This window comes from Streptomyces celluloflavus (assembly GCA_000720995.1).
GTDB classification, from domain to species: Bacteria; Actinomycetota; Actinomycetes; order Streptomycetales; family Streptomycetaceae; genus Streptomyces; species Streptomyces celluloflavus.
The window spans coordinates 119,661-144,170 of record JOEL01000014.1; the positions used below are offsets into that span (position 1 = coordinate 119,661).

The window sequence follows — 24,510 nt, forward strand, 5'->3', positions numbered from 1 at the left end:
GAAATCGCCCCGCCCCCTCTTGACAGCCCTCGAACGGGCCGGGCAGGGTTCCAGTAACCAGAAACTAAATTCCATATTCCGGAAGGAGTGACGCGCCCCATGGGATTCCCGGACACGCGCTTCAGCGTCAATCTGTCGATCCTGTTCACCGAACTCCCGCTGCGGGAGCGGCCCGCGGCGGCCGCGGCGGCGGGTTTCACCGCGGTGGAGCTGTGGTGGCCGTGGCCGGACGCCCCGGTCCCGGAGCGCGCCGAACTCGACTCGCTGCGCACGGCGTTGGAGGACGCGGGGACGCGGCTGGTGGGGCTGAACTTCTACGCGGGGCAACTGCCGGGCCCGGACCGGGGAGCGCTGTCCGTCCCGGGTGCGCTGTCGCGGGGATTCCGGGCGAACGTCCCGGTGGCGGTGGACTTCGCCCGCTCCCTGGGGTGCACCTCCTTCAATGCCCTCTACGGCAACCGGGTCGCGGGGGTCCCGGCGGCGGAACAGGACGCGCTGGCGCTCTCGAATCTGACGCTGGCGGCCCGCGCGGTCGCGGCGGCCGGGGGCACGCTGCTGATCGAGGCGCTCAACGCGGCGGAGTCCCCGGCCTGTCCGATCGTCAGCACCCCGCGGGCGATGGAGGTCGTGGACGCGGTGAACGCCGCGACGGGCCTCGACAACGCCCGGTTCCTGATGGACCTTTACCACCTGTCGATGAACGGCGAGGACCTGGCCGAGGTCATCGACCGCCATACCGCGCGGACCGGGCACGTCCAGATCGCCGACACCCCCGGCCGCGGCGCACCGGGCACCGGAACGCTGGACTTCGCCGCGCTGCTGGACCGGCTGCGGAAGAACGGCTACGCCGGCTGGACCGGTCTGGAATACCGGCCGGACGGTGCCACCGGCGACGCGGCCTTCGCCTGGCTGCCGCGGCCGCTGCGCGCCGCCCGCTGACCACCGTGATCGTCGGCCCGGGTCGGGTGCGTCGCGCCCGCCCGCGGGAGTACGCGTCCCGATGGGGCGGAAAGTCGAATCGAGCGGGAAAGAGGTGTCCGTATGAGCAGCCTGCCCAGGATCGGGTGGATCGGACTGGGGATCATGGGTTCGCCCATGGCCGAGAATCTCCTCAAGGCCGGTTACGCCGTGACCGGTTACACGCTGGAGCGGCCCAAACTGGACCGGCTGGCCGCGGCCGGCGGCACCGCCGCCGCGTCCGTCGCCGAGACGGTGCGGGACGCGGACGTGGTCATCACGATGGTGCCCGCCTCCCCCCAGGTCGAGGCGGTCGCCTACGGCCCCGACGGCATCCTCGCCCACGCCAGGCCCGGGACACTGCTGATCGATATGTCCTCGATCACCCCGCAGACCTCCGTCGACCTCGCCGAGGCCGCCGGACGGCACGGGATCCGGGTGCTGGACGCGCCGGTCTCCGGCGGTGAGGCGGGTGCCGTCGAGGCGGTCCTGTCCATCATGGCCGGCGGCACCCAGGCCGACTTCGACGCGGCCCGGCCGATCCTGGAGACGCTGGGCAGGACCGTCATCCGGTGCGGACCGCACGGTGCGGGCCAGACGGTCAAGGCAGCCAACCAGCTGATCGTCGCCGTCAACATCCAAGCCTGCGCCGAGGCCGTGGTCTTCCTGGAGAAGTCCGGCGTCGACCTCGCCGCCGCCCTCGACGTCCTGAACGGCGGTCTGGCCGGCTCCACCGTCCTGACCCGCAAGAAGGACAACTTCCGCGACCGTGACTTCGCGCCCGGCTTCCGTATCGACCTGCACCACAAGGACATGGGCATCGTCACCGACGCCGCCCGCGCGGTCGGCGCCGCCCTTCCCGTCGGCACGGTCGTCGCGGGCCTCGTCGCCGCCCTGCGCGCCCAGGGCGACGGCGGTCTCGACCACTCCGCCCTCCTCCGCGGCGTCGAACGCCTCTCCGGGCACCCCGCCGGCGCCTGAGCCCGGGGACGCGCCCGGACGCACCACCGGGCCTCGGGCCCCGGGCCCCGCGCTTCCGGGCCCCGCGCTTCCGGGCCCCGCGCTTCCGGGCGGCGGCCGGGCCGACAATTTCCCTGTCGCGCCCAGGCCCGGCCGCCGCCCGGAACACCCCCCAACGCCCGCCCCCGCCGCCCCGGTTCACCACGGACCGGCGGGCGGCGGCCGGCTGTCGCGCGCATCCGTACCGTCCGGCCCGTTGCGGAGTGCCCAGCCCGTACGCGGCGGCAGCGCCTGCCGGGCCCCGTGGACGGCCCCGGTACGGGCACCACGTGCGCCGCCCACGCGCCCCGTGTGCGCCGTACTCCTCTCCCCGGATGCGCTGTGCTCCCCCGGATGTCTCCGCCCGTACTGCGCCGCTCGATGCATTCCGGCCTCGTCCGACCGCGTTTGGAGAGAGCATGGAAGGCGCCAGCAGAGCCGATCCGTCCGCCGATCTACCAGCCAGGAGCCGACCATGGCCGACAGCGTGCCGGTGCGGTGCCCGACGTGCCGCCGCGAGAACGCCTTCACCCCGCCCACCTTCCCGTGTGCGTGCGGCGCCCCGCTGACCCTGCCCGTGCTGCCCGGCGGACTGCCCGTCGAGATAGTGCACCGCACCTGGCAGGGCTCCTGGGTGGAGGTGCGCTGTGACAGCTGCGGGCGCCAGGACGACTGGCCGGCGCCCGAATCCGGCTGTGTGTGCGGGACGGTGGTCCGCATTCCCGTCCTGCCCGCACCCGTCCCGCCGCCGCCGAACTTCCCGTCCGCAGGCCCGCTGCGCACCGCGGCCGAGCCGCTGCCCGCGACCGCCCCGGGCACCGTGCCCGCCGTGGCGCGGCCCGCGTTCCGGCCGGTCACCATCCGTACCGCCCGGGACTGCGTCACCGCCGCCGCGCAGTACCTGAAGTGGCTGGGCTACACGGATGTCGCCCGGACCCAGGAGCGGACCGCCTCCGGCGTGGACCTGCGCGGCCGCGGTGTGGTGGCGCAGGTCGATCCGACGACCCGGTCCACGGCCCTGCGCGAGATCGAGTGCGTCTGGCTCAACGGCCTCAACGACTCGGCGACAGCGGTCTTCTTCTCCCTGGCGGGCTATGCCCGGGACGCCCGCTCGCGCGCCGACGAGCTGTACATCCCACTGTTCGTCATGGACCTCACGGGCACCCCACAGCCGGTCAACGACCCGGCCGACGAGCTGATCCGGTACGGCGCGACGGGCCGGTGACACCGCCCCGGCCGCAGCCCGGGACCGGGCCGCGGCCACCGCGCGGGAGCGGTCGGAGTGCCGGTCCGGGAGCGGAGGAGGTGTCACCGACCGGCGGCGGTAGGCGAGCCACGGCGGGCGGACTCCCGGCCCCGGCGTCCGGCGGGCGGGGACTCCCAGCCTCGGCGTGCGGGGTGCCAGGCACCGTCCGCACCTGATGGGGGGGCGTTCCCCCAGCCGGGTCCGGCTGAGGGAGCAGATTGCGACACGGCATGATCACCCCCATGAAGATCACTGTGATCGGCGCGACGGGCGCCGTCGCCCCGCAAGGGGAGCACCGCGGCGACGCCGCCCGCCACCGCCTCGACGCCCTCACCTCGCCCCACCGGACCGGTGGTCTGCGCCCGGCCTCCCCGTACGGAGACCGACTGCCGTGACCACCCTGATAGTTCTGGCCCACCCCGACCTCGCCGCCTCCCGTGCGAACGCGGCGCTCGCCGACGCCGCCCGCGCCGAGGCCAACGTCACCGTCCACGACCTCTACGCCGCCTACCCCGGCCTGCGGGTCGATGTCGCGCACGAGCAGCGGCTGCTCCTCGCCCACGACCGGATCGTGTTGCAGTTCCCGTTCTACTGGTACTCCGCTCCCCCGCTGCTCAAGGCGTGGCTGGACGAGGTCCTCGCGTACCGTTTCGCCCACGGTCCGGGCGGCACCGCGCTGCGCGGCAAGGTCCTCCAGGTGGCGACGACGGCCGGGGGCGCCGAGGAGTACTACCGCCCCGACGGGTTCAACCGCTTCCCGGTACGGGATCTCCTGCGGCCGTTCGACGCGACGGCGTATGTGACGGGCATGCGGTACGCGGAGCCGTTCGTCGTCCACCGTGCCCATCGCCTCACCGACACGGAGCTGGCCGCCGAGACCGGCCGCTACCGCTCGCTGCTGCGGCACGGCGACCCCGCGGCCGTCGAAACCCGGTCGCCGCACCCGGCGGAAACGGCGACACTGTCCGGATGATCATCCGTATCGCCACGCCCGAAGACCTGCCCGCGCTGCGTGACCTCGAACGGGCCGCCGGAGAGCCGTTCCGCGCCCTGGGAATGCCGCAGATCGCGGACGACGAGCCGCCGACGACGGCGCAACTCACGGAGTACCAGCGGGCGGGCCGGCTGCTGGTCGCCCATGACGAGCCGGGCGAGGGCGGCGCCGAGGGCCGGCCGGCCGCCTATGTGATGTGGGAGCCGGTCGACGGCTGTACCCATATCGAGCAGGTGTCGGTGCGCCCGGACCATGCGCGGCGCGGCCTCGGCCGGGCGCTGATCGACCGGGCGGAGCGGGCCGCCGGGCCGTACCCGCTGACCCTGACCACCTTCGCCGAGGTCCCGTGGAACGCCCCGTACTACGCCCGGATCGGGTTCCGCGTCCTGGCCGATACGGAGCTGACCCCGGGGCTGCGGGCCATCCGCGCCCATGAGGCGGCGCTCGGCCTGGACCGCTGGCCCCGGGTGTGCATGCGACGGGCCGCGGCGGGGGCGGCCCCGGAGCCGGGTCCGGCGGCGCCGGAGTCCGCGCGCTGAGGCCGGCGTTCCCCGGTGGAACGGCTCTTCGCGGGCGCGTGCCCGGCGAGGAGCCGTTCCGCTGCTGACGAGCCGTAAGGTCCGCGGGAGGGCGCGCCATACTGTGACCATGATCGACGCGAACGCCCTCCGGTCCGCCTGTCTGGACTTCAACGGCGCGACCGAGGAGTTCCCCTTCTCCCGGAACCCGGACGTGTCCACCTTCAAGGTCGGCGGCAAGATCTTCGCGCTGACCACGCTGACGGCCCGGCCGCTGACCGTGAGCCTCAAATGCGAACCGGAGCTGGCCGAGCGGCTGCGCGCGGCGCACCCGGAGGTCCGGCCCGGCTACCACCTCAACAAGCGGCACTGGAACACCGTCTCGCTCGACGGCGGGCTGCCCGACCGGCTGGTCCTCGACCTGATCGAGGACTCCTACGACCTCATCGTCGCCGCTCTCCCGCGTACCCAGCGCCTTCTCCTCGACTGGCCGGGACAGCGCTGACCGGCCCCGCCCTCAGTGGAGGGCGGGGCCGGTCGGGGCGGTGCGGTCCCGGCCGCGCGCTGCCGGGACCGTGGCGGCGGGCGCGGGCAGGGCGGCCGGGAGGGGTGGTACCCGGGTCAGGACACCGGTTCCCACACGGGCAGCCAGACGTCGTTGGCGGTGCCGTGGGCGGAGCAGGAGTACTGGATCAGCGCGTTCCCCTTGCCGACGCCCCCTTCGACGTTCAGACACTTGCCGCTGGACCTGACGACGACCTGGTATCCGATGCCCTTGGGTACGAACCGCCACTGTTCGTTGGCGCCGCTGTCGCAGGTGTACTGGATGACCGGTGCGCCGTTCTCGCGCCCGCCGCCCCGGACGTTCAGGCACTTGCCGCTCTCCCGGGAGGCGAGCCGGTAGTAGCCGTCGGCGACCGCGGTGGCCTCCCAGCGCTCGTTCTTGCCGCCGGTCCAGGGCCACTGGACGACCGGGGTGCCGTTCTCGCTCCCGCCGCCGCGGACGTTGGCGACCTGGCCCGGGTCCGATGCCAGCCGCAGGCTCAGCCGCCCCACCGAGGCCGCGTGGGCCGCCGCGGGCCGGTCCGGCACGGGCTCGGCCGAAGCGGCCGGACCCGACAGGGCGCAGACCAGCGCCGTCCCCACGAGGGCGGTGGTCGCGGCCACCAGGTTCCGCTTGAATGCCGACATGGCTTCTCCTGAAAGGACTTGGCGAACTCGGCCGGAGGGTCCGGCCGAAGAGGAGCATGGCGAAGGCGGCACGGCCAAGGGGGAAATGAACGCGGAAACAATCCTTTCGTGTGATATTCCCGGGAAATGTAGATCGGTCGGCGTGGAAGGCGCCCCGCCCCGTGGTCAGGCGCCGGCCGGCGCGGGCGGCACCGCGTCCCGGGCCCCGGCCCCGCCCCGCTCCTTCGCCAGCCGCTCGCGCAGTTCGACCTTGCGGACCTTGCCGCTGACCGTCATCGGGAAGGAGTCGAGGATCTCCAGATGGCGCGGCACCTTGAAGTGGGCGAGCCGGGAGCGGCAGTACTCGGCCAACTCCTCCTGGGTCAGCCGCACTTGGGGATCACGGAGGATGACGCAGGCGGCGATCTCCTCGCCGTACTTCGGGTCCGGGACGCCGACGACCTGGACGTCGGCGATCTTGGGGTGGGAGTAGAGGAACTCCTCGATCTCGCGCGGATAGACGTTCTCGCCGCCCCTGATGATCATGTCCTTGATGCGGCCGACGATCCGCACATAACCGTCGTCGTCCATCACCGCCAGATCGCCGGTGTGCATCCACCGGTCGGCGTCGATGGCCTCGGCGGTGCGGGCCGGTTCCTGCCAGTAGCCGAGCATCACGCTGTAGCCGCGGGTGCACAGCTCCCCCGGTTCGCCGCGCGGCACCGTCGCGCCGGTCACCGGATCGACGATCCGCACCTCGATGTGCGGCAGCACCCGGCCGACCGTCGCGGTGCGGTGCGCCAGGTCGTCGTCGCGGCGCGTCTGGGTGGAGACCGGGGAGGTCTCGGTCATGCCGTAGCAGATGGAGACCTCGGCCATGTGCATCTCGGCGACCACCCGTTTCATCACCTCCTCCGGGCAGGGCGAGCCCGCCATGATGCCGGTGCGCAGCGAGGTCAGGTCGTAGGTGGTGAAGTCGGGGTGGTCGAGTTCGGCGATGAACATGGTGGGGACGCCGTACAGGGAGGTGCACCGCTCGTCCTGGACCGCCCGGAGGGTGGCCACCGGGTCGAAGGAGGGTGCCGGGATAACGATGCAGGCACCGTGCGAGGTGGCGCCGAGATTGCCCATGACCATGCCGAAGCAGTGGTAGAAGGGGACGGGCAGGCACACCCGGTCGTGTTCGGTGTAGCCGATCGTCTCGCCCACCCAGTAGCCGTTGTTGAGGATGTTGCGGTGGGAGAGGGTGGCGCCCTTGGGGAAGCCGGTGGTGCCGGAGGTGTACTGGATGTTGACCGGGTCGTCGGCGGACAGCTCCGCCTCGCACGCGGCGAGCCGGGTGTGCGGGACGGCCCGGCCGGCGGCCACCAGCCCGTCCCAGCTGGGATCGCCGACGTAGACCACCTCGCGCAGCTCCGGGGTCTCGGCCCGGACCCGTTCGATCATGCCGCGGTAGTCGCTGGACCTGTGCCGGGTCACCGAGACCAGGAGCCGGACGCCGGCCTGCCGGAGGACGTACGCCAACTCGTGGACGCGGTAGGCGGGGTTGACGTTGACGAGGATGGCGCCGATGCGGGCGGTGGCGTACTGGACGAGCACCCACTCGGGGCAGTTGGGCGCCCAGATGCCGACCCGGTCGCCCTTGCCGATGCCCTTGGCGAGCAGGCCGAGCGCCACCTCGTCCACCGCCCGGCCCAGTTCGGCGTACGTCCAGCGGCGGCCGCCGACCGCCTCGACCAGCGCCTCTCGGTCGCCGAACCGGGCGATGGCACGAGCCAGGTCGGCACCGATGGTGTGGTCGAGCAGCGGCCGGCCGGTGGCCCCGGCGGCGTACGACAGCGCCGGCTGCGGGCCGGTGCGCGGCTCCGTGCCGGGCCCGGTGTCCGGCTCGGTGTCCGGCTCGGTGTGCGGGCGGCTCATCGGTGGTCCTCCTCCCGGTACTCCGCGCCGCCGTCGCCGTGCGCGGTGCGCTCGCGCAGTTCGACGCGGCGGATCTTGCCGGAGACGGTCTTCGGCAACTCGGCGAACTCCAGCCGCCGGATGCGCTTGTAGGGGGCCAGTACCTCCCGGGAGTGCGCGAAGAGCAGCTTCGCGGTCTCCGGGCCGGGCGCCCAGCCGGCCGCCAGCACGATGTACGCCTTGGGGACGGCCAGCCGCAGCGGGTCGGGGGCCGGGACGACGGCGGCCTCGGCAACCGCCTCGTGCTCCAGCAGGGCGCTCTCCAGCTCGAATGGCGAGATCTTGTAGTCGGACGCCTTGAACACGTCGTCGGCGCGGCCGACATAGGTGATCCAGCCATCGCTGTCGCGGGCGCCGATGTCGCCGGTGCGGTAGTAACCGCCGGCCATCGCCTCCGCGGTGCGCGCCGGATCGCCCGCGTAACCGGCCATCAGGCCGACGGGGTGCGCGGCGAGGTCGAGGGCGATCTCGCCCTCATCGGCCGGGGCGCCGCTGACCGGGTCCAGCAGTACGACCTCGAAGCCGGGGGTGGGCCGGCCCATGGAACCCGGTTTGACCTGCTGGCCGGGGGTGTTGGCGACCTGGACGGCGGTCTCGGTCTGGCCGAAGCCGTCCCGGATCGTCACGCCCCAGCTCTGCCGCACCTGCTCGATGATCTCCGGGTTGAGCGGTTCCCCGGCCGCGACGATCTCCCGCGGCGGATGCCGGAGCACCGACAGATCGGCCTGGATGAGCATCCGCCACACGGTGGGCGGGGCGCAGAAGCTGGTGACGCGCGCCCGGTCCATTTCGGCCATCAGCCGGGCCGCGTCGAAGCGGGTGTAGTTGTGGATGAAGACGGTGGCCTCGGCGTTCCAGGGCGCGAAGAGATTGGACCAGGCGTGCTTGGCCCAGCCGGGCGAGGAGATGTTCAGATGCACATCGCCGGGCCGCAGACCGGTCCAGTACATCGTCGCGAGGTGGCCGATGGGGTAGGAGGCGTGGGTGTGCTCGACGAGCTTGGGCCGGGCGGTGGTGCCGGAGGTGAAGTACAGCATCAGCGGGTCGTCGGCCCGGGTGGGCCCGTCGGGCCGGTAGTCGGCGGGGCCGTCGTACGCCTCCTCGTACGCGAGCCAGCCGGGGTCCGCGCCGCCCACCGCGATCCGGGTGTAGTCGCCGGGGACGGCGGCGAACTTGCCGGTGTCCGCGGCGCGCACCACGACGTGCCGGGCCCGGCCGCGGTGGACGCGGTCGGCGAGATCGGCCGGGCCCAGCAGCGGTGTCGCGGGGATGACGACGGCGCGCAGCTTCATCGCGGCGAGCGCGGTCTCCCACAGTTCGGCCTGGTTCCCGAGCATCACAATGAGCCGGTCGCCGGGGCGTACCCCGTTGCCGGAAAGCCAGTTGGCGACCTGGTCGGAGCGGCGGCGCAGGTCCGCGAAGGTGAGGCGGGTCTCGGTGCCGTCCTCCTCGACGATGTGCAGCGCGGTCCGGTCGTTGCCGCGGGCGATGACGTCGAACCAGTCGAGCGCCCAGTTGAAGCGCCCGGGGCGGGGCCAGCGGAAGGCCGCGCGGGCCGCGTCGTAGTCCTCCCGGTGCCGGAGCAGCAGATCCCGCGCCGCCCGGAACTCCTCGGTGGCGGCCGGTGCGCGCCCCGCCGCACCGGTTTCCGTGTCCCTCATGTGTCCTCCTCGTTGCCGCACCGCTGCCCGCCATCGTGTAATCAGTGACGCAGGTCTCACCACCCCCGAACGGGGGGAAGCGGAGGTTTCGGCGTGCAGGGCGAGTCGGGGTCGAACGATTCCGCGGACGTACGGGCGGCGCTGTCGCGGCTGCGGCGGGCCAGCGGTCTGCCGGTGGCGTTCGGCGGGCTGCTGGCCGGTACCGGCCGCTATCGCATCAACGAGCTGTCCGGTACGGCGTCCGCGGCGCTGCGCGGGCTGCACATCCACCACGGCAACGGCCTGGGCGGGAAGGCCGCGGCGCAGTCCCGGCCGTTCGCGGTGGCCGATTACCACTCCTCGCCGGCGATCAGCCACGAGTACGACGCGGCGGTGGGCGCGGAGGGGCTGCGGTCGGTGCTCGCGGTGCCGGTGATCGTCCGGCGCCGGGTGCGCGGGGTGCTGTACGGGGCGCTGCGCCGGCCGCTGCGGCTGGGCGACCGGCCGCTGACGGCGGCGATGGAGGCGGCGCGGGAGCTGGAGCAGGCGCTGCTGTTGCAGGACGAGGCGGCGCGGCTGCTGTCGGTGGCCCGGCAGCCGACCGCCGCCGATCCGGCGATGTGGGAGGAGGTGCGGGAGGCGCACGGCGCACTGCGGGCGCTGGCGCAGCGGATCGCCGATCCGGTGCTGCGGCGGGAGATGCTGGCGGCGTGCGGCCGGCTCGCGGCGGCCTCTTCGGGGCGGTCCGGCGGGGCCGGCGGGTCCGAGGGGGCTCCCGCGCTGGCGCCGCGCGAGGTGGACGTACTGGCGTGTGTGGCGTCCGGGGCGACGAATGCGGAGGCGGCGCAGCGGCTGGGGCTGCGGCCGGAGACGGTGAAGGGCTATCTGGCGTCGTCCATGCGGAAGCTGGGGGCGCATTCGCGGATGCAGGCGGTGATCGCTGCGCGGCGGGCGGGGCTGCTGCCCTGAGGGAGTGCCGACGGGCCGGAGGCGGGGCGCGGGCCGGGCGGGAGGCGGGCGGGGTGGCACCCGGCTGACGCGGGGCAGGGCCCGCGGGCCCCGGGAGGCTCGGGACCCCGGCCCACGCGGGACACGAACCGGGCGGACAGGAACGACGCGGACGGAGACGGCGCTGCCCGGACCGACCGGGTGGCGTACGACCACGGCCCCGTCCGGTGCAGCGGCGCGGCCCCAGCCCGCCGAGGTGGGCGAGTGCGGCCGGGGCCGTCCCCCGATACGGCCCCGGCCGCCCGGCCCCGGCCCGGCGGGCGGTCAGGCTCCGGGCGCGGCACCGCGCGCCGCGGCCCCGGCTACCCGCCGGGCGGCTACCGGAGGGCACCGCGCACCGGACGCCGTCCGCCCCCGGCCCGAACGCCGTCCGGGCCACCGGCGTTCACTCGTCCCGGCGCGCCAGCGCCCGCCCGCCTGCCCAGACCGTCACCGCGGCCCAGGCGGTCATCGTCGCCAGACCGGTCCAGCCGGTCAGCGCGCCCTGGGGGACGGTGTGGAGGATCTGCTGGCCGGCCCGGTCGGGCAGGAACTGCGCCAGGTCCTTCGTGGCGTCGATCGAGCCGAGCAGCGGGGAGACGGAGACGACCAGCGGTACGAGGAGGCTCAGCGCGCCGACCGGGCTGCGCAGCAGGGCGGCGACGCCCGCGGCCAGCAGGGTGAGCAGGGCCAGGTAGAGGCCGCAGCCGAGGACCGCCGGCAGGGCCCCGGGGGCGCCGAGTCCGACGCCGTGGCGTCCGAGGAACGCCTCCCCGCCGAAGAAGCAGACCAGGCCGGTGAGCAGTCCGGCGGCGAGCGCCAGGCCGCCGACCACGGTCAGCTTCGCCGCGTACAGCGTGGCGCGGCGCGGTACGGCCACGAGCGAGACCCGGATGGCGCCGCCGGACCATTCGCCCGCGACGGCGGCGACACCGAAGGCGACGGCGGCCACCTGCCCGAAGTTGACGCCGTAGAAGGCGTAGAAGAGCGGGTCGAAGCCCGGCTCGGTGTGTGTGACGTGGTCCGTGCCGGCGGCGACGAGGGTGATGCCCGCCGACATCAGGACGACGGCGGCCAGGCTGCCGTAGAGGGAGGGCAGGCTCCGGATCTTCGTCCACTCGGCGCGGAGCACCGCCCCGAACCGGGCGAACCGGCCCCCGTCCGCCGCGCCACCGGGGCCGCCGCCGGACACGGGGTGCGCGCGGGTGGTGCCCTCGGCGCTCATGCTCGCGTCTCCTCGCGGGTGAGGCGGAGGTAGGCGTCCTCCAACGAGGGCCCCTCCTCGGTCAGTTCCAGGATGGGGATGCCGTGCCGGGCGGCCAGCGCGCCGATGTCGGCGGGCGCCGCGCCGTCGACCGTCCAGCTGCCGTCGTCGCCGGGCACCGCCGTCAGCTCCGCCCGCGCCAGTTCGTCGCGCAGCCGGGTGCCTTCGGTGGTGCGCACCCGTACGGTGCGGTGGGTGTTCTCCCGGACGAAGGCGTCCATGGGCAGGTCGGCGAGCAGGCGGCCGCGGGCCATGACCACCAGATGGTCGGCGGCGAGGGCGACCTCGGCCATCAGATGGCTGGAGACCAGGACCGTGCGGCCCTGCTCGGCCAGCCGCCGCAGCAGGGTGCGGATCCAGATGATGCCCTGGGGGTCCAGGCCGTTGGTGGGTTCGTCCAGTACCAGGACGCCGGGGTCGCCCAGCAGCGCCGCGGCGATGCCCAGCCGCTGGCGCATACCGAGCGAGAAGGTGCGGACCCGTTTGCGTGCCGCGTCGGCGATTCCGGCATCCGCCAGCACCTCTCCGACGCGGCGGGCGGGGATCCGGTTGCTCCGGGCCATGGCCAGCAGATGGTCGTGGGCCCGGCGGGCGCCGTGGGCGGCGTCGGGGTCCAGCAGCATGCCGACCCGCCGCAGCGGCCGGGGCAGTTCGCGGTAGGCACGGCCGTCGAAGGTCGCGCTGCCGGACGTCGGGCGCTGGAGGCCGGCCAGCACCCGCAGGGTGGTCGACTTGCCCGCGCCGTTCGGGCCGAGGAACGCGGTGACCCGGCCCGGCGGCACCCGGAAGGTCAGCCGGTCCACGGCTCTGAGGGTGCCGTGGGTCTTGGTCAGGTCCCGCACTTCGATCGAGGTCATGGCAGCAGCTTCGGGCCGGGCGCCCGGCCGCGTCCTCCCCCGCCGGGGGGCCTCGGCTCCCCCGTGCGGGGGAGGGGTGCGGGGGCCTGCGGTGGGACGATGCGCGGGTGACTTTCGCGACCGTCGCCCGAGCCGGGGCCGTCCTGCGCCCCCTGGGCCGGACGCTCACCTACACCCGCTGGCTGCATCTGCTGCTCGCCTCCGTCGTGGGGGTGGTCACCGGTTTCGTGCAGCCGGGCATGTTCCGTCACCCGGGCACGCAGTGGCTGTGGATGGCGGTGCTGCCGGTACCGCTGCTGCTGGCGGCGGCGGCCGTACCGGGCATGCGCGCGGTGGAGGGCGTACAGGCGCGGCTGCTCGTCCTGCCCCATCCGCACGCCCGGTACGAGGCCGGTGCGCGCCCCTCCCCGGTCACCACGGCACCGTCGGCGAACTGGGCGGACCGGCTGCGGACGGCCGGATGGCTGCTGTTCCGTCTCGAAACCGGCGTCCTGGTCTCGGCACTGACGGTCCATCTGCCGCTGCTGGCCCTCGCGCTGGGCCGCAACGCCACCGCGCACACCGATCCGGTCCGTACCGCGTTCGGCCCGCTGGGCGCTCCGCACCGGTGGTACGCGCTGCTCGCCCCGTGGCCGCTGGTGGTGCTGATGGCCGTGGTGGTGGGCGCGGGGGCCGGTACGGCGGCTGTGGCGCGCCGGCTGCTCGGCCCGTCCGCCGCCGACCGGCTGGCCGCCCTGGAGGAGCGCACGGCGCGGCTGCTGGAGCACAACCGCCTCGCGCAGGAGCTGCACGACTCCATCGGCCATGCGCTGACCGTGATGGTGGTGCAGGCCGGTGCCGCGCAGGCGGGCGGCGGGGCCGGGTTCCGGGACCGGGCGCTGGCCACCATCGAGGACACCGGCCGGGAGGCGCTGACGGATCTGGAGCGGGCCCTGCGTCTGCTGCGCGAGGGGGTGCCGCCGGCGGGCGGTCCCGGGCTCGGTGACGTGGGCCGTCTGCTGGCGTCGGCGGAATCGGCCGGCGCGGCGGTGCGGGCCGAGGTCACCGGCCCGGTCGGGGAGCTGCCGGACGCGGTGTCGCGGGAGGGCTACCGCATGGTGCAGGAGTCCCTGACGAATGTGCTGCGGCACGCCGGTCCGGTGCCGGTGAGCGTGCGGGTCGCCGCGGACCGGACCGGGGTGGAGCTGGAGGTACGCAACGCCCTGCCGGACCGGCCGCCGGGGCGTGGTCCGGGCGGCGGCCGGGGGCTGCGCGGGATGCGTGAGCGGGCGGCCCTGCTGGACGGCACCTTCGAGGCGGGCCCGCGGGACGGCCACTGGCGGGTGGCGGCCCGGCTGCCGGCCCTAGGGTGACCGCGTGACCGTCTCCGTCCTCCTGGCCGACGACGAACCGCTGCTGCGGACCGGGCTGCGCGCGATCCTGGAGGCCCAGTCGGGGATCGAGGTCGTCGGTGAGGCCGCGGACGGGGCGGCGGTGCTGCCGCTGGTGCACCGGCTGCGGCCCGATGTGGTGGCCATGGATGTCCGGATGCCCCTCATGGACGGCATCGAGGCGACCCGCGCCATCGTGCGCACCGTCCCCGATCCGCCCAGGATCCTGATCATCACCACCTTCGAGAACGACGACTACGTCTACGAGGCGCTGCGCGCCGGGGCCGATGGTTTCCTCCTCAAACGCGCCCGCCCCGCCGAGATCGTCCACGCGGTCCGGATCGTCGCCGAGGGCGAGTCGCTGCTCTTCCCCGCGTCGGTGCGCGCCCTGGCGGGCGGGCGAGCCGACGCGCGGGCCCGCGCCGACTTCGCCCGTGCCGCGCTCACCGCTCGTGAACAGGACGTCCTGCGCCTGATGGCCCGCGGCCACGCCAACGCCGAGATCGCCCGGGAACTCTTCGTGGGCACCGAGACCGTCAAGACACACGTCGGCTCGCTGCTGGCGAAACTCGGTGCCCGCGACCGCACCCAGGCGGTGATCGCCGCCTACGAATCCGGCTTCGTCACCCCCGGCTGAGCGCGGTCGGGGCGGCGGGCCGGGCGCGGCCGCGCCGCCCGTGGGCGACCCGGTCCGGGGTCACCGACCCCCGACGGCCGCAGGGTGGAACGACCTGCTCAGCCCCCAGACGATGAGGAGGTCGAAGGCCATCACGATGACGGACCACACCGGGTAGTACGGAATGAACATGAACTGGGCGATCACGCTGATCGCCGCCGCCACGATGCCGGCGGCGCGCGCCCAGCTCTTGCCGAGCAGGACCCCCAGGCCGATGAGGAAGAGCGCCACACCGACCACGAGGTGAATCCAGCCCCAGGTGGTGAGATCGAACCGGTAGGCGTACCGGGGCGAGGAGAACACGGTGTCGCGGGTGATGCCGGTGATGCCGAGGAGGATGCTGAGCGGCCCGCTCACCGTCAGCGCCACACCGGCGAACAGGGTCCCGCCGGAGATCACTTCGCTGTTGTAGGGGCTCCCCCGCCGCCCCTGGTCGGGCATGGCTGCCATGGCCGCCGCCTTCCTGTCCGGCGCGGGTGCCCCGCACGCCGCACGTGCGGGGCGAGCCGCGCTCCCCTGACAGCGTCGCCTCGATCCTCCGGCGCCGCGACCGCAACCCGCCCCCGAGGAACACGGGCGCCACCGCGCCGTCCGCCGCCCGGCACCGGCCCGCACCGGGGCGTCGGCGGGCCGGCGGCTGCGGCGACAGGGAGGACCCGTAAACCGGCTAGTACTCGCCGGTGGCCGGCAGCCACTCCGTGGCCAGGGCCGCGTCCAGCGCACGGGCCGCGCCCGGGGTGTGCTCGGTGACCAGACCGGCGTACACCAGATGGGCCAGTCGGGTGCCGCCCGGGTAGCAGGCCGCCAGCTCCCGGACGTCCAGGGTCAGATCGGCCGCCTCGTCGGTCGGTGTCCAGCTGCTGCCGTCCGGTCCCGCGGTCAGCCGGAAGCGGCCCGCGTTGGCGGGTACGGCGGTGTCACGGAGGTCGAGGACGAGATCGACGGGGGCCGCCCAGGACCGGGCGGTCAGTGCCGCGCGGACATCGACGAGCCGGATCCACAGGCCCGGCTCCCGGCGGGTCACCCGGACCTGGTCGCGGTCGGCCGTCAGCAGCAGCAGCGGATCGTCGGCGGGGCGGAAGGGACCGCGTACGGTCGCGGTCAGGTCGATCGAGGCCAGGTAGGACCAGAGGGCGGCGGTGGCCGGTGCGCCGTCCGCCTCCAGTTCCCGGACCAGGACCGCACCGGGTGACTCCCCCGGCCCGCGGGTGCGGTAGACGGCGTAGCCGCCGACGGGCTCGCCGGGTGCGCCCAGGACCACCACCCGCGGCGGGCCGAAGCCCTCATCGTCGTCGTCCTCGCCGTCGAGGTGCAGCACGTGCTTGCGCCACCACGCCTCGTCGCGGACGACCCGGCCGGCGCGGTGTGCCAGATGGGCGTCGTAGAACGGGCCGGCCAGGGCGGGCGCGTCCGCCGGGTCGATCAGCCGCAGCGGCCGGGTATCGGGGGCGATGCGCAGCGCGAGCGGGCGGCTGGAGTCGATCTCGATCCGGCAGGTCTCGCCGGCCGAGGCGTAGCCGAAGCGCCCGTAGATGGCGCTCTCGGAGGCCCAGAGGCAGGAGAGCACCTGACCGGCGTCGGCGCAGCCGCGCCACACCTCGTCGAACATCGAGGTGAGCAGCCCGCGGCGCCGGTGGGTGGCCACCACGGAGACGAAGTCCAGTGCGGCGCACGGGAGCCGGCTCCCGGGGACGGAGAGTGTCAGCGGGTACGCGGCGATCTGTCCGGCCAGCCGATCGCCGTCGTAGGCGCCGATCCGCGCGGAACCCAGCAGGATGTCGCGGTCGTGCCGGCGGGCCTTCTCGGACGCCTTCACATGGAAGACGAGGTAGGAGAGGTCGAGGGCCTGGTCGATGTCGGCCTCGGGGATGGCCCGGATATTCACTGTCGTACAGGAGTCCGTTGTCACACGGGGACGCTAGCCCGGCGGTTGGACGTCGTCACTCCTATTTCCCGCTTCCGACTTCCGACTTCCCGCTTCCCGCTTCCCGCTTCCCGGCGTTGTCGCGGGCGGCGGTGTGCCCGGCCGCCGGTGTCCGGCCGGACCGCGGCGGGACACCGGTGGGCGGGGCCGGGTCAGGTGCGGGGCGGCCGGGGGCCGGTGAAGAAGTCCCGGACCCGGTGCTTGCGGCGGCCGCCGGCGCGCCCCTCGTACTCCTCTTCGAACTCCTCCGAGATGGTGTCCGGGTTGCTGACGACCGCCCAGCTCACGGCGGAGACGGCGGGCTCCAGCGAGAGGCGGCTGACGGCCTCTTCGAGGAGGCTGTCGTCGCGGCGTTCGGTGCTCAGCTCCGCGGCCACCGTCACCTTGCCCGCGGTCTCCGCGTCCTGGCTGTGCACCGCCCGCAGCCGGAAGCCGGGCCGGGCGACGGCCTGGACGACCAGCGCGCGGATGTGCGCCTCCTCGGGTTCGGTGCACACCGCCTCGAAGTAGTAGTCGGTGACGACCTCCGCGCCGCCGCTCGGCTCCCGGTCCATCCGGCGGCCCAGCGGCCGCAGCACCAGGTTCGCGCCGACCACTCCGGCGGTGCCCAGCGCCGCGACGATGTACAGGCCGGTGCCGGCCAGCGCGCCGACGGCGGCCGAACACCACAGCGTCGCCGCGGTGTTCAGGCCCCGGACGCTCAGCCCGTCGCGCATGATGACGCCCGCGCCGAGGAAACCGATACCGGAGACGATCTGCGCGGCGACCCGCGAACCGTCGTATCCGGTGCTGCTGGTCGCGGCCACGAACCCGTACTGCGAGAGCAGGACGAAGAGCGCGGACCCGGCCGCTACCAGGGCGTTGGTGCGCAGTCCCGCCATCCGGGCGCGCCATTGGCGCTCCAGCCCGATGATCGCGCCGAAGCCGAGGCCGGCGCCGATGTTGGCCGCCAGCTGCCATTCGTTGATCATGTTCCGCTCTCCTCGTCCGCTGCTGCCGTTCTTACGGCAATCCGTGCCGTCGGCCCGTGCGACACGTCGGTGCCCCGGGCCGGGAGCGGCCGGGTGGTGAGCCCGGCCGCGGCCGGTCACAGCCAGGTGTGGAACCGGCGGATGTACCAGGTCTTCACGCCCTGGGTGAGCAGGCAGTACGCCACCAGCGTGCCGATCAGCCACGGGAAGTAGCTCATCGGCAGCGCCTGCATACCGAGGACGCCGGCCAGCGGCGAGAACGGCAGGTAGACGCCGACCGCCATGACGGCCGCGGTCATCAGCAGCACCGGCAGGGTGGCGCGGGACTGCACGAACGGGATCCGGCGGGTACGCAGCATGTGCACGACCAGCGTCTGGGTCAGCAGGCCCTCGATGAACCAGCCGGACTGGAACAGTGCCTGGTGCGCCTCGCTGTTGGCGCCGAAGACGTGCCACATCAGCAGGAAGGTGGTGACGTCGAAGACCGAGCTGGTGGGGCCGAGGACGAGCATGAAGCGGCCGATGCCCTTGGCGTCCCAGGTGCGCGGCTTGCGCAGGTAGTCCTTGTCCATCCGGTCCCAGGGGGTGGCCAGCTGGGAGATGTCGTAGCAGAGGTTCTGGACGAGCAGCTGCATGGCGAGCATCGGCTGGAAGGGGATGAAGGCGGACGCGACCAGCACCGAGAAGACGTTCCCGAAGTTCGAGGAGGCCGTCATCTTGATGTACTTGATGGTGTTGCCGAAGGTCTGGCGGCCTTGCAGGACGCCCTGTTCCAGGACGGTGAGGTCCTTCTCCAGCAGGATGATGTCGGCGGACTCCTTGGCGATGTCCACGGCGGTGTCGACGGAGATGCCGACATCGGCGTCGCGCAGCGCCGCGGCGTCGTTGATGCCGTCGCCGAGGAACCCGACGGTGTGCCCGTCGGCCTTCAGGGCGCGCACGATCCGGGCCTTCTGTACGGGGTTGACCTTGGCGAACAGGGTGGTGGTCCGGGCGAGTTCGAGGAGTTCGACGTCGTCCAGGCCGTCGATCCGGGCGCCGGTGACGACGGTGCCGACGTCGATGCCGACGTCCGCGCAGACCCGGGCGGCGACCAGTTCGTTGTCGCCGGTGACGACCTTGACGGTGATGCCGTTGTCGGCGAGCGCCTTCAGCGCCTCGGCCGCGTCCCGCTTCGGCGGGTCGAGGAAGGCGAGGAAGCCGATCAGGGTCAGCTCGGCCTCGTCCCGTACGGAGTAGGTGTCCTGGTCGCCGGGCGTCGTGCGGGTCGCCACCGCCAGCACCCGCAGGCCCCGCCGGTTGTGGTCCTCGGCGGTGCGCATCACCCGGCGGCGCAGCGCGTCGGTGAGCGGGAGGCGCCGGCCGTGGTCGGTCAGGTGGCTGCAGAGCGCGAGGACTTCCTCCACCGCGCCCTTGGTGACCAGGACGTGCTCGGCCGCGGCGGTCTCGGGGGCGGCGGCCTCGGCGGCGGTGGGGTCGTTGCGCCGCAGCACCACCGACATGCGCCGGCGGGCGAAGTCGAAGGGGATCTCGTCGACCAGCGTGAAGCGCGCGTCGACGACAACCTCCTCGGCCTCGTGCATCCGGTCGATGACGGCCTGGTCCATGAGGTTGCGCAGCCCGGTCTGGAAGTGGCTGTTGAGGTAGGCGTACTGGAGGACCTCGTCGTCGGCCTCGCCGTGGACGTCGAGGTAGCGGTCCAGGACGATCCGGTCCTCGGTGAGGGTGCCGGTCTTGTCCGTGCACAGCACGTCCATCGCGCCCAGGTTCTGGATGGCGTTCAGACGCTTGACGACGACCTTGCGCCGGGACATCGCGACCGCGCCGCGCGCCAGGTTGGTGGTGACGACCATCGGCAGCATCTCGGGGGTGAGACCGACCGCGACGGCCACCGCGAAGGTGAACGCCTCGGCCCAGTCGCCCTTGGTGACGCCGTTGATCACGAAGACGACGGGGACCATCACCATCATGAAGCGGATCAGCAGGAAGCTGACCTTCTTCACACCGGTGTCGAAGCTGGTCTCCGGGCGCTCGCCGACCAGCGAACCGGCCATGGAGCCGAAGTAGGTGCCCGAGCCGGTGGCGACGACCACCCCGGTCGCGGTGCCGGAGGTCACGGACGTGCCGGTCAGCACGAGGTTGTCGGCCTCGACCGGGTCGCGGGTCTCGTGCTGCCCGTAGTCGTGCACCCGGGTGTCGGCCTTGGCGACCGGCAGCGACTCACCGGACAGCGCGGCCTGGCTGACCATGAGGTCCTTGGCGGTGAGCAGCCGCAGGTCGGCGGGGACGAGGTCGCCGGCCGCCAGTTTGACGAGGTCGCCCCTGACGACGCCGTCCATCGGGATCTCGACGGTGGTGGGCCGCTGCATCCGGCCGGCCCGGCGCTGGACGGCGGTGGTCGTGGTGACCAGGGCACGCAGCGCGGCGGCCGAGCTGCTGGAGCGGTACTCCTGCCAGAACCGCAGCCCGACGCTGATCAGCACCATCGCGCCGAGTATCGCGATCTTGGGGTCGAAGGGCTCCTCGTCGGCGACCTGGAGCCACTGCGCGTACATGACGGCGACGAGCACCGCGAGCACGAGGATGAAGGGGTTCCAGAACGCCTTGCCGAGCTGGACGTACCAGCGGGGGGCGCGCTCCTGGGCGATGACGTTGGCGCCGTCGCGCGCCAGGCGGTCCACGGCGCTCTCGTGGGTGAGCCCGGCGGCGCTCGCGTGCAGGTCCTGGAGGACCCGCTCCGCGGGGCGGCCGCTGATCTCGGCGAGCCGGTCGGCGACGACGCGGGTGCGGGCCTCCAGCTCGGCGGCCTTGCGCTCCTGGCGGGGGCGGCGGCCCGGCGGTGCGAGCTTCTCGGGAGCGAGCACATTGGTCATGGAAAAACCTCCCTCCGCGCATGAGGGCACACCTGCGGAAATCCTGGCGGACCTGGAGAAGAACACCTGCGGACGCCGCGGAAAACACCGCGCACCGAAATTCGGTATTCCGGTGGACTGTTTTTCCGCAGGCAGGAATGTCCCCTGCGCGAAGAATTCGAAAAACTGGAAACGGGCAGCACTGACCGCCGGCCGACGGATCGGCTCAATACGGTTCAGAGGGCCGGACAGGACCCGGAATTCACCTGGGGGCACACAGCGAGGCCAGCACGGCGGCCCTGGGGGCACACCGGCGTCGGCTCACAGAGAAAAGGCAGTCAGCACACTGCATCGCTGCGGCAAGGACTTCCTTCGGGACTCATCCCGATCACCTCCTTGCTCGCGCGGACAAAACCCGGCGCCACTCAGCTGGACACCGTCAACTCCGTATCCTGCCACACACCCCCGGGCACCCTGCCACCCTTCGGGTCAAGATTTCGCCATGCGGGTGTGACCTGCGCCGCATTTCCCGGGCCGGTCCCGATCTTTACCGCCGGGCTTTACCGACGAGTTTTCCCGCCGGGCTTTGCTCATGGCCTTTGCCGATGGCCCTGCGCACGGCCTTTGCCGCCGGTCGCCGGCTACGCCCCGTCCGGGCACCTGGCCCGTGCGTCGTAGGCGGCGCGGGCGGCGGCGATCTCGTCCTGGTGCTCCTCGGTCCAGCCGACCAGCGCATGGATGGTCTCGTGCAGCGTGGCGCCCAGCGGCGTCAGGGCGTAGTCGACCCGCGGCGGGACGACGGCGTGGACGGTGCGGCGCACCAGGCCGTCGCGTTCCAGCTGGCGCAGAGTGACGGTCAGCATGCGCTGGCTGATGCCGTCGATCTCGCGGCGGAGTTCGGTGAACCGCAGCTCCCGGCAGTCCAGCAGTGCGATGGCGAGCAGCGACCATTTGTCCGCGACCCGGTCGAGGATCTGACGGACCTCGCAGCCCTCCCGGACGTCCCACTGCCGGGCCCGGTACTCGTCGTCCGGGCCGCAGCCGGGCCGGTCGGTTCCCTCGGAGTGCGTCGGTGACTTCGAAGTGCCTTCTTCCATATCTCCCCACTCTGCCGCAGGCTGCGGATGGTTACAAGAAGGAACCGACCCGCACTGGGGTAACCAGCCAGCCCGGGAGTCCCTCCCCCTACCCGCTTCCGAGGAGCACCGCCATGTCCGGATCCGGCGCACCGCCCGAACCCTCCCCCGCCACCGCGAGCTCCGCCCGGATGGACCGGCGGTCCTGGGCGCTGCTGCTGGTGCTCTGCGGGGCGTTCTTCCTGGAGGGCATCGACATCGCGATGCTCAATGTCGCCCTGCCCTCGATCCGCGCCGAACTCGGCCTGCCCACAGGCGAGTTGCAGTGGGTGATCAGCGCCTATGTGCTGGGCTACGGCGGTTTCATGCTGCTGGGCGGCCGGGCCGCCGACCTGTTCGGCCGGCGCCGGATGTTCCTCGTACCGCTCGCCGTCTTCGTGGTCTTCTCCGGTCTCGGCGGGCTGGCGACCGAGGGCTGGATGCTGATCACCGCCCGGTTCGTGACCGGGATCTGCGCCGCGTTCATGGCGCCCGCCGGGCTGTCGATCATCACGACGGGGTTCACCGCGGGACCGCAGCGCGACCGGGCGCTGCTGATCTACTCCGGCACCGGGGGCGGCGGTTTCTCGATCGGCATGGTCGCGGGCGGGCTGCTGACCGCCGCCGACTGGCGCTGGGTGTTCTTCGCGCCGATCCTGCCCGCCCTGCTGGTGCTGCTCGCCGGTATCCCCCTCATCCCGAAGGACCGGGTGGCGCGGCAGACCGGTGACCGCGTCGACGTGGCGGGCGCGGTCACCGTGACCGGGACCGTGCTGCTGCTCGTCCTGACGGTCGAACAGGCCACCCACGCACCGGTCCTGCGGACCCTGGGCACCCTCGCCGCGGCGCTCGCGCTGCTCGCCGCGTTCCTCGTGATCGAACGGCGGTCGGCCGCACCGCTGGTCCGGCTGGGCATCTTCGGCTCCCGCCCGCTGGTCCGCGCCAACATCATGGGGCTGCTGTTCACCGCGGGGTTCTTCGGCTTCCAGTTCATCGCCGTGCTCTATTTCCAGGAGCTGCGCGGCTGGTCGCCCGAGCAGACCAGCTTCGCGATGCTCGCGATGGGCGCCGACGCGGTCCTGGCGCCGACGCTCACCCCGTGGCTGGTACGGCGCTTCGGCAACGCCCGGGTAATCGTCGGGGGCCTGGCGCTCGCCACCCTCGGCTATGCGGTGTTCCTGCCGGTCGGCGCGGACTGGACGTACGCGGCGATGTTCCCGAGCATGCTGCTCGTCGGCCTCGCCTTCGCCCTGGTCTACGGTCCGCTGACGATCGTCACCGCGGACGAGGTCCCGGACCGCGAACAGGGCCTGGCCGGTGGTCTGCTGTACACCTCGTTCCAGTTCGGCGCCGCCTTGGGCCTCGCGGCGGTGACCGCCGTGACGATCGCGGCGACCGGGGACGGCACGTCCGCGGCGGCGCAGCTCGACGGCTACCACGCGGGGCTCGTCGTACCGGCCGCGGCGGTCTTCCTCGCCCTGCTCATCGGGGTGTGGGGGCTCCGGCGCGGGCGTACGGGCGGCGGCACGGGCGGGGCGCCCGCCGCGGACGGTGCGGCCGCCGGGCCCGACGACCGTCCGGCCGCCCCGGCCACCACCGCCCCGTAACGTCCCCCGGGCCGCGGCCGTACCTCAGGCCACCGAGCCGATCCGGCCCGCCCGCCGGGCCGGATCGTGGTGGATGGGGGTGTGCGCGCCGGTCAGCGGGGTGCCGGTGCCGCCGCGCCGGTCGGCGACGATCTCGGCGGCGATGGAGAGTGCGGTCTCCTCCGGGGTGCGCGCCCCGAGGTCGAGTCCGATGGGCGAGCGCAGCCGGTGCAGCTCCCGCTCGCCGAGACCGGCCTCCCGCAGCCGGTCCAGCCGGTCCAGATGGGTGCGGCGCGAGCCCATCGCGCCGACGTAGGCGACCGGGAGCCGCAGCGCCCGCACCAGCAGCGGTACATCGAACTTGGCGTCGTGGGTCAGTACGCAGAGCACCGTACGGGCGTCCAGCTCCTGGGAGTCCAGATAGCGGTGCGGCCAGTCGACCACGATCTCGTCGGCGTCCGGGAAGCGGGAGCGGGTCGCGAAGACGGGGCGGGCGTCGCAGACCGTGACGTGGTAGCCGAGGAACTTGGCGACCTTGGCCAGCGCCGCGGCGAAGTCGATGGCACCGAAGACGATCATCCGGGGGGCGGGGACGGAGGTTTCGACGAGGAGGACGACGGGCTCCCCGCACTGCGCGCCGTCCGCGCCGATCTCCACGGTGGCGGTGCGGCCGGCGTCCAGCAGGGCGCGGGTCTCCTCGACGGCGGTGGCGTCGAGTGCGGGAGGGCCGCCCAGGGTGCCGCGGTGGCCGCCGTCGGCGCGGACCAGCAGGGCGCGGCCGAGGAACCCGGCGGGGCCCCGGACGATCCGGGCGACCGCCGCCGTCTCCCCCCGGGCGGCGGCGGCCAGCGCGGCGGTGAGCGTCCCGGCGGTGCGGTCCGCCGCCGGTACCGCGCCGCCGGCGGCAGGTCCGCCGCCGCACCGTACCGGGGTGACGAGTACATCGATGGTGCCGCCGCAGGTCAGGCCGACGGCGAAGGCGTCCTCGTCGCGGTAGCCGAAGCGTTCCAGGGCCGGTTCCCCGGTCCGCAGCGCCTCCTGGCACAGCTCGTACACGGCCCCTTCCACGCATCCGCCGGAGACCGACCCGACCGCTGTGCCGTCGGCGTCGACGGCGAGGGCGGCGCCGGGCTGGCGGGGCGCGCTGCCGTCGGCGGCCACGACGGTGGCCACCGCGAAATCGCGTCCCTGCCGGGCCCACCGGTGCAGCTCTTCGGCGATGTCCAGCATGTCGTTCTCCTTACGGATGTACGGATGGTGGTGCGGGCGGGCCCAGGGCCTGTCGCCACCTTCCCGTCCGCCCCGCGGCGACGGGAAGGTGACCGGCCTAGTACTGCAACGACACTCCGTGACTCGATGCGGTCGTCGTCGTTGCTTGCTTCGTGGTGGATGAGATAGCTGATGGTTGGTCAGATCTGTTCGGTG

The 24,510-nt window shown here is 73.4% G+C and carries 22 protein-coding genes; 11 read left to right on the forward strand and 11 right to left on the reverse strand.

Translation table 11 applies throughout. The annotated features are described in order from the left end of the window. Positions 1-99 precede the first annotated feature (99 nt). The 7 genes from IH09_RS15925 to IH09_RS15950 all read left to right on the forward strand — a co-directional run bounded on the left by IH09_RS15925 (position 100) and on the right by IH09_RS15950 (position 5,219). Positions 100-939, forward strand: coding sequence for a TIM barrel protein (locus tag IH09_RS15925; protein ID WP_052856898.1), 840 nt, complete (start codon positions 100-102; stop codon positions 937-939). 102 nt (positions 940-1,041) lie between these two features. Beyond that, complete coding sequence (locus IH09_RS15930) at positions 1,042-1,938, forward strand: 2-hydroxy-3-oxopropionate reductase (protein ID WP_052856899.1); 897 nt, start codon at positions 1,042-1,044, stop codon at positions 1,936-1,938. A 493-nt stretch (positions 1,939-2,431) separates the two neighbouring features. After that, a complete protein-coding gene (locus IH09_RS15935) occupies positions 2,432-3,181 on the forward strand; it encodes a hypothetical protein (protein ID WP_052856900.1) in 750 nt (249 codons plus the stop codon). A 263-nt stretch (positions 3,182-3,444) separates the two neighbouring features. After that, positions 3,445-3,597, forward strand: coding sequence for a hypothetical protein (locus tag IH09_RS39920; RefSeq protein WP_240150805.1), 153 nt, complete (start codon positions 3,445-3,447; stop codon positions 3,595-3,597). Next, positions 3,594-4,175, forward strand: coding sequence for an NAD(P)H-dependent oxidoreductase (locus tag IH09_RS15940; RefSeq protein ID WP_052856901.1), 582 nt, complete (start codon positions 3,594-3,596; stop codon positions 4,173-4,175). Before IH09_RS39920 ends, IH09_RS15940 begins: the two co-directional genes overlap by 4 nt. Continuing rightward, positions 4,172-4,735 carry a GNAT family N-acetyltransferase gene (locus tag IH09_RS15945; RefSeq protein ID WP_052856902.1) on the forward strand — a complete coding sequence of 188 codons (564 nt, stop codon included), beginning with the start codon at positions 4,172-4,174 and terminating at the stop codon, positions 4,733-4,735. The genes IH09_RS15940 and IH09_RS15945 overlap by 4 nt, the downstream gene beginning before the upstream one ends. Positions 4,736-4,844: 109 nt before the next feature. Next, positions 4,845-5,219 carry an MmcQ/YjbR family DNA-binding protein gene (locus IH09_RS15950; RefSeq protein ID WP_052856942.1) on the forward strand — a complete coding sequence of 125 codons (375 nt, stop codon included), beginning with the start codon at positions 4,845-4,847 and terminating at the stop codon, positions 5,217-5,219. 116 nt (positions 5,220-5,335) lie between these two features. Here IH09_RS15950 and IH09_RS15955 read toward each other — a convergent pair whose 3' ends face one another. From IH09_RS15955 to IH09_RS15965, 3 genes are all read right to left on the reverse strand, one after another. After that, positions 5,336-5,905, reverse strand: a complete 570-nt coding sequence (locus IH09_RS15955) for an RICIN domain-containing protein (RefSeq protein WP_110952332.1) — start codon at positions 5,903-5,905, stop codon at positions 5,336-5,338. 165 nt (positions 5,906-6,070) lie between these two features. Further along, a complete protein-coding gene (locus IH09_RS15960) occupies positions 6,071-7,804 on the reverse strand; it encodes an AMP-binding protein (protein ID WP_110952333.1) in 1,734 nt (577 codons plus the stop codon). Further along, the gene (locus IH09_RS15965) at positions 7,801-9,504 is read right to left on the reverse strand and encodes an AMP-binding protein (RefSeq protein WP_052856903.1); all 1,704 of its coding nucleotides are present in this window, start codon (positions 9,502-9,504) and stop codon (positions 7,801-7,803) included. Before IH09_RS15965 ends, IH09_RS15960 begins: the two co-directional genes overlap by 4 nt. A gap of 93 nt (positions 9,505-9,597) precedes the next feature. Here IH09_RS15965 and IH09_RS15970 point away from each other — a divergent pair, with 93 nt between their 5' ends. Continuing rightward, positions 9,598-10,452 carry a helix-turn-helix transcriptional regulator gene (locus IH09_RS15970; protein WP_052856904.1) on the forward strand — a complete coding sequence of 285 codons (855 nt, stop codon included), beginning with the start codon at positions 9,598-9,600 and terminating at the stop codon, positions 10,450-10,452. Between the two features lie 424 nt (positions 10,453-10,876). Here IH09_RS15970 and IH09_RS15975 read toward each other — a convergent pair whose 3' ends face one another. Next, a complete protein-coding gene (locus IH09_RS15975) occupies positions 10,877-11,695 on the reverse strand; it encodes an ABC transporter permease subunit (protein ID WP_110952334.1) in 819 nt (272 codons plus the stop codon). Next, the gene (locus tag IH09_RS15980; protein WP_052856905.1) at positions 11,692-12,591 is read right to left on the reverse strand and encodes an ABC transporter ATP-binding protein; all 900 of its coding nucleotides are present in this window, start codon (positions 12,589-12,591) and stop codon (positions 11,692-11,694) included. The genes IH09_RS15975 and IH09_RS15980 overlap by 4 nt, the downstream gene beginning before the upstream one ends. Before the next feature lie 107 nt (positions 12,592-12,698). Between IH09_RS15980 and IH09_RS15985 the strand changes: the two genes are divergently transcribed. Together IH09_RS15985 and IH09_RS15990 are read left to right on the forward strand one after the other, a co-directional pair. Beyond that, a complete protein-coding gene (locus IH09_RS15985; protein ID WP_052856906.1) occupies positions 12,699-13,943 on the forward strand; it encodes a sensor histidine kinase in 1,245 nt (414 codons plus the stop codon). A gap of 4 nt (positions 13,944-13,947) precedes the next feature. Next, a complete protein-coding gene (locus IH09_RS15990) occupies positions 13,948-14,598 on the forward strand; it encodes a response regulator transcription factor (protein ID WP_052856908.1) in 651 nt (216 codons plus the stop codon). Between the two features lie 60 nt (positions 14,599-14,658). Here IH09_RS15990 and IH09_RS15995 read toward each other — a convergent pair whose 3' ends face one another. From IH09_RS15995 to IH09_RS16015, 5 genes are all read right to left on the reverse strand, one after another. Continuing rightward, entirely contained in the window at positions 14,659-15,087 is a 429-nt protein-coding gene (locus tag IH09_RS15995; RefSeq protein WP_240150806.1) for a DUF7144 family membrane protein, read from the reverse strand. Positions 15,088-15,304: 217 nt separating this feature from the next. Beyond that, positions 15,305-16,546, reverse strand: a complete 1,242-nt coding sequence (locus IH09_RS16000) for a GNAT family N-acetyltransferase (protein ID WP_318279467.1) — start codon at positions 16,544-16,546, stop codon at positions 15,305-15,307. A gap of 167 nt (positions 16,547-16,713) precedes the next feature. After that, entirely contained in the window at positions 16,714-17,532 is an 819-nt protein-coding gene (locus IH09_RS16005) for an MgtC/SapB family protein (protein WP_052856912.1), read from the reverse strand. Between the two features lie 116 nt (positions 17,533-17,648). Further along, positions 17,649-20,405: a magnesium-translocating P-type ATPase gene (gene mgtA / locus IH09_RS16010; RefSeq protein WP_094792382.1), complete on the reverse strand. Its 2,757-nt coding sequence runs from the start codon at positions 20,403-20,405 to the stop codon at positions 17,649-17,651. A gap of 620 nt (positions 20,406-21,025) precedes the next feature. Continuing rightward, positions 21,026-21,481, reverse strand: a complete 456-nt coding sequence (locus IH09_RS16015; protein WP_052856914.1) for a winged helix-turn-helix transcriptional regulator — start codon at positions 21,479-21,481, stop codon at positions 21,026-21,028. A gap of 170 nt (positions 21,482-21,651) precedes the next feature. On the opposite strand from IH09_RS16015, the gene IH09_RS16020 reads away from it, so the two are divergent. Continuing rightward, positions 21,652-23,106, forward strand: coding sequence for an MFS transporter (locus IH09_RS16020; protein WP_052856948.1), 1,455 nt, complete (start codon positions 21,652-21,654; stop codon positions 23,104-23,106). 24 nt (positions 23,107-23,130) lie between these two features. On the opposite strand, the gene IH09_RS16025 is transcribed toward IH09_RS16020, so the two are convergent. Next, positions 23,131-24,315 carry an XdhC family protein gene (locus tag IH09_RS16025; protein ID WP_052856916.1) on the reverse strand — a complete coding sequence of 395 codons (1,185 nt, stop codon included), beginning with the start codon at positions 24,313-24,315 and terminating at the stop codon, positions 23,131-23,133. Positions 24,316-24,510: the final 195 nt, after the last annotated feature.

Coding starts and splice junctions, on each gene's coding strand:
- IH09_RS16005 (WP_052856912.1), bottom strand. CDS start 17,532: ATGATCAACGAATGGCAGCTGGCGGCCAACATCGGCGCCGGCCTCGGC.
- IH09_RS15975 (WP_110952334.1), bottom strand. CDS start 11,695: ATGAGCGCCGAGGGCACCACCCGCGCGCACCCCGTGTCCGGCGGCGGC.
- IH09_RS15950 (WP_052856942.1), top strand. CDS start 4,845: ATGATCGACGCGAACGCCCTCCGGTCCGCCTGTCTGGACTTCAACGGC.
- IH09_RS39920 (WP_240150805.1), top strand. CDS start 3,445: ATGAAGATCACTGTGATCGGCGCGACGGGCGCCGTCGCCCCGCAAGGG.
- IH09_RS15945 (WP_052856902.1), top strand. CDS start 4,172: ATGATCATCCGTATCGCCACGCCCGAAGACCTGCCCGCGCTGCGTGAC.
- IH09_RS15995 (WP_240150806.1), bottom strand. CDS start 15,087: ATGGCAGCCATGCCCGACCAGGGGCGGCGGGGGAGCCCCTACAACAGC.
- IH09_RS15965 (WP_052856903.1), bottom strand. CDS start 9,504: ATGAGGGACACGGAAACCGGTGCGGCGGGGCGCGCACCGGCCGCCACC.
- IH09_RS16020 (WP_052856948.1), top strand. CDS start 21,652: ATGGACCGGCGGTCCTGGGCGCTGCTGCTGGTGCTCTGCGGGGCGTTC.
- mgtA (WP_094792382.1), bottom strand. CDS start 20,405: ATGACCAATGTGCTCGCTCCCGAGAAGCTCGCACCGCCGGGCCGCCGC.
- IH09_RS15955 (WP_110952332.1), bottom strand. CDS start 5,905: ATGTCGGCATTCAAGCGGAACCTGGTGGCCGCGACCACCGCCCTCGTG.
- IH09_RS15935 (WP_052856900.1), top strand. CDS start 2,432: ATGGCCGACAGCGTGCCGGTGCGGTGCCCGACGTGCCGCCGCGAGAAC.
- IH09_RS15925 (WP_052856898.1), top strand. CDS start 100: ATGGGATTCCCGGACACGCGCTTCAGCGTCAATCTGTCGATCCTGTTC.
- IH09_RS15960 (WP_110952333.1), bottom strand. CDS start 7,804: ATGAGCCGCCCGCACACCGAGCCGGACACCGAGCCGGACACCGGGCCC.
- IH09_RS15980 (WP_052856905.1), bottom strand. CDS start 12,591: ATGACCTCGATCGAAGTGCGGGACCTGACCAAGACCCACGGCACCCTC.
- IH09_RS15930 (WP_052856899.1), top strand. CDS start 1,042: ATGAGCAGCCTGCCCAGGATCGGGTGGATCGGACTGGGGATCATGGGT.
- IH09_RS16015 (WP_052856914.1), bottom strand. CDS start 21,481: ATGGAAGAAGGCACTTCGAAGTCACCGACGCACTCCGAGGGAACCGAC.
- IH09_RS16025 (WP_052856916.1), bottom strand. CDS start 24,315: ATGCTGGACATCGCCGAAGAGCTGCACCGGTGGGCCCGGCAGGGACGC.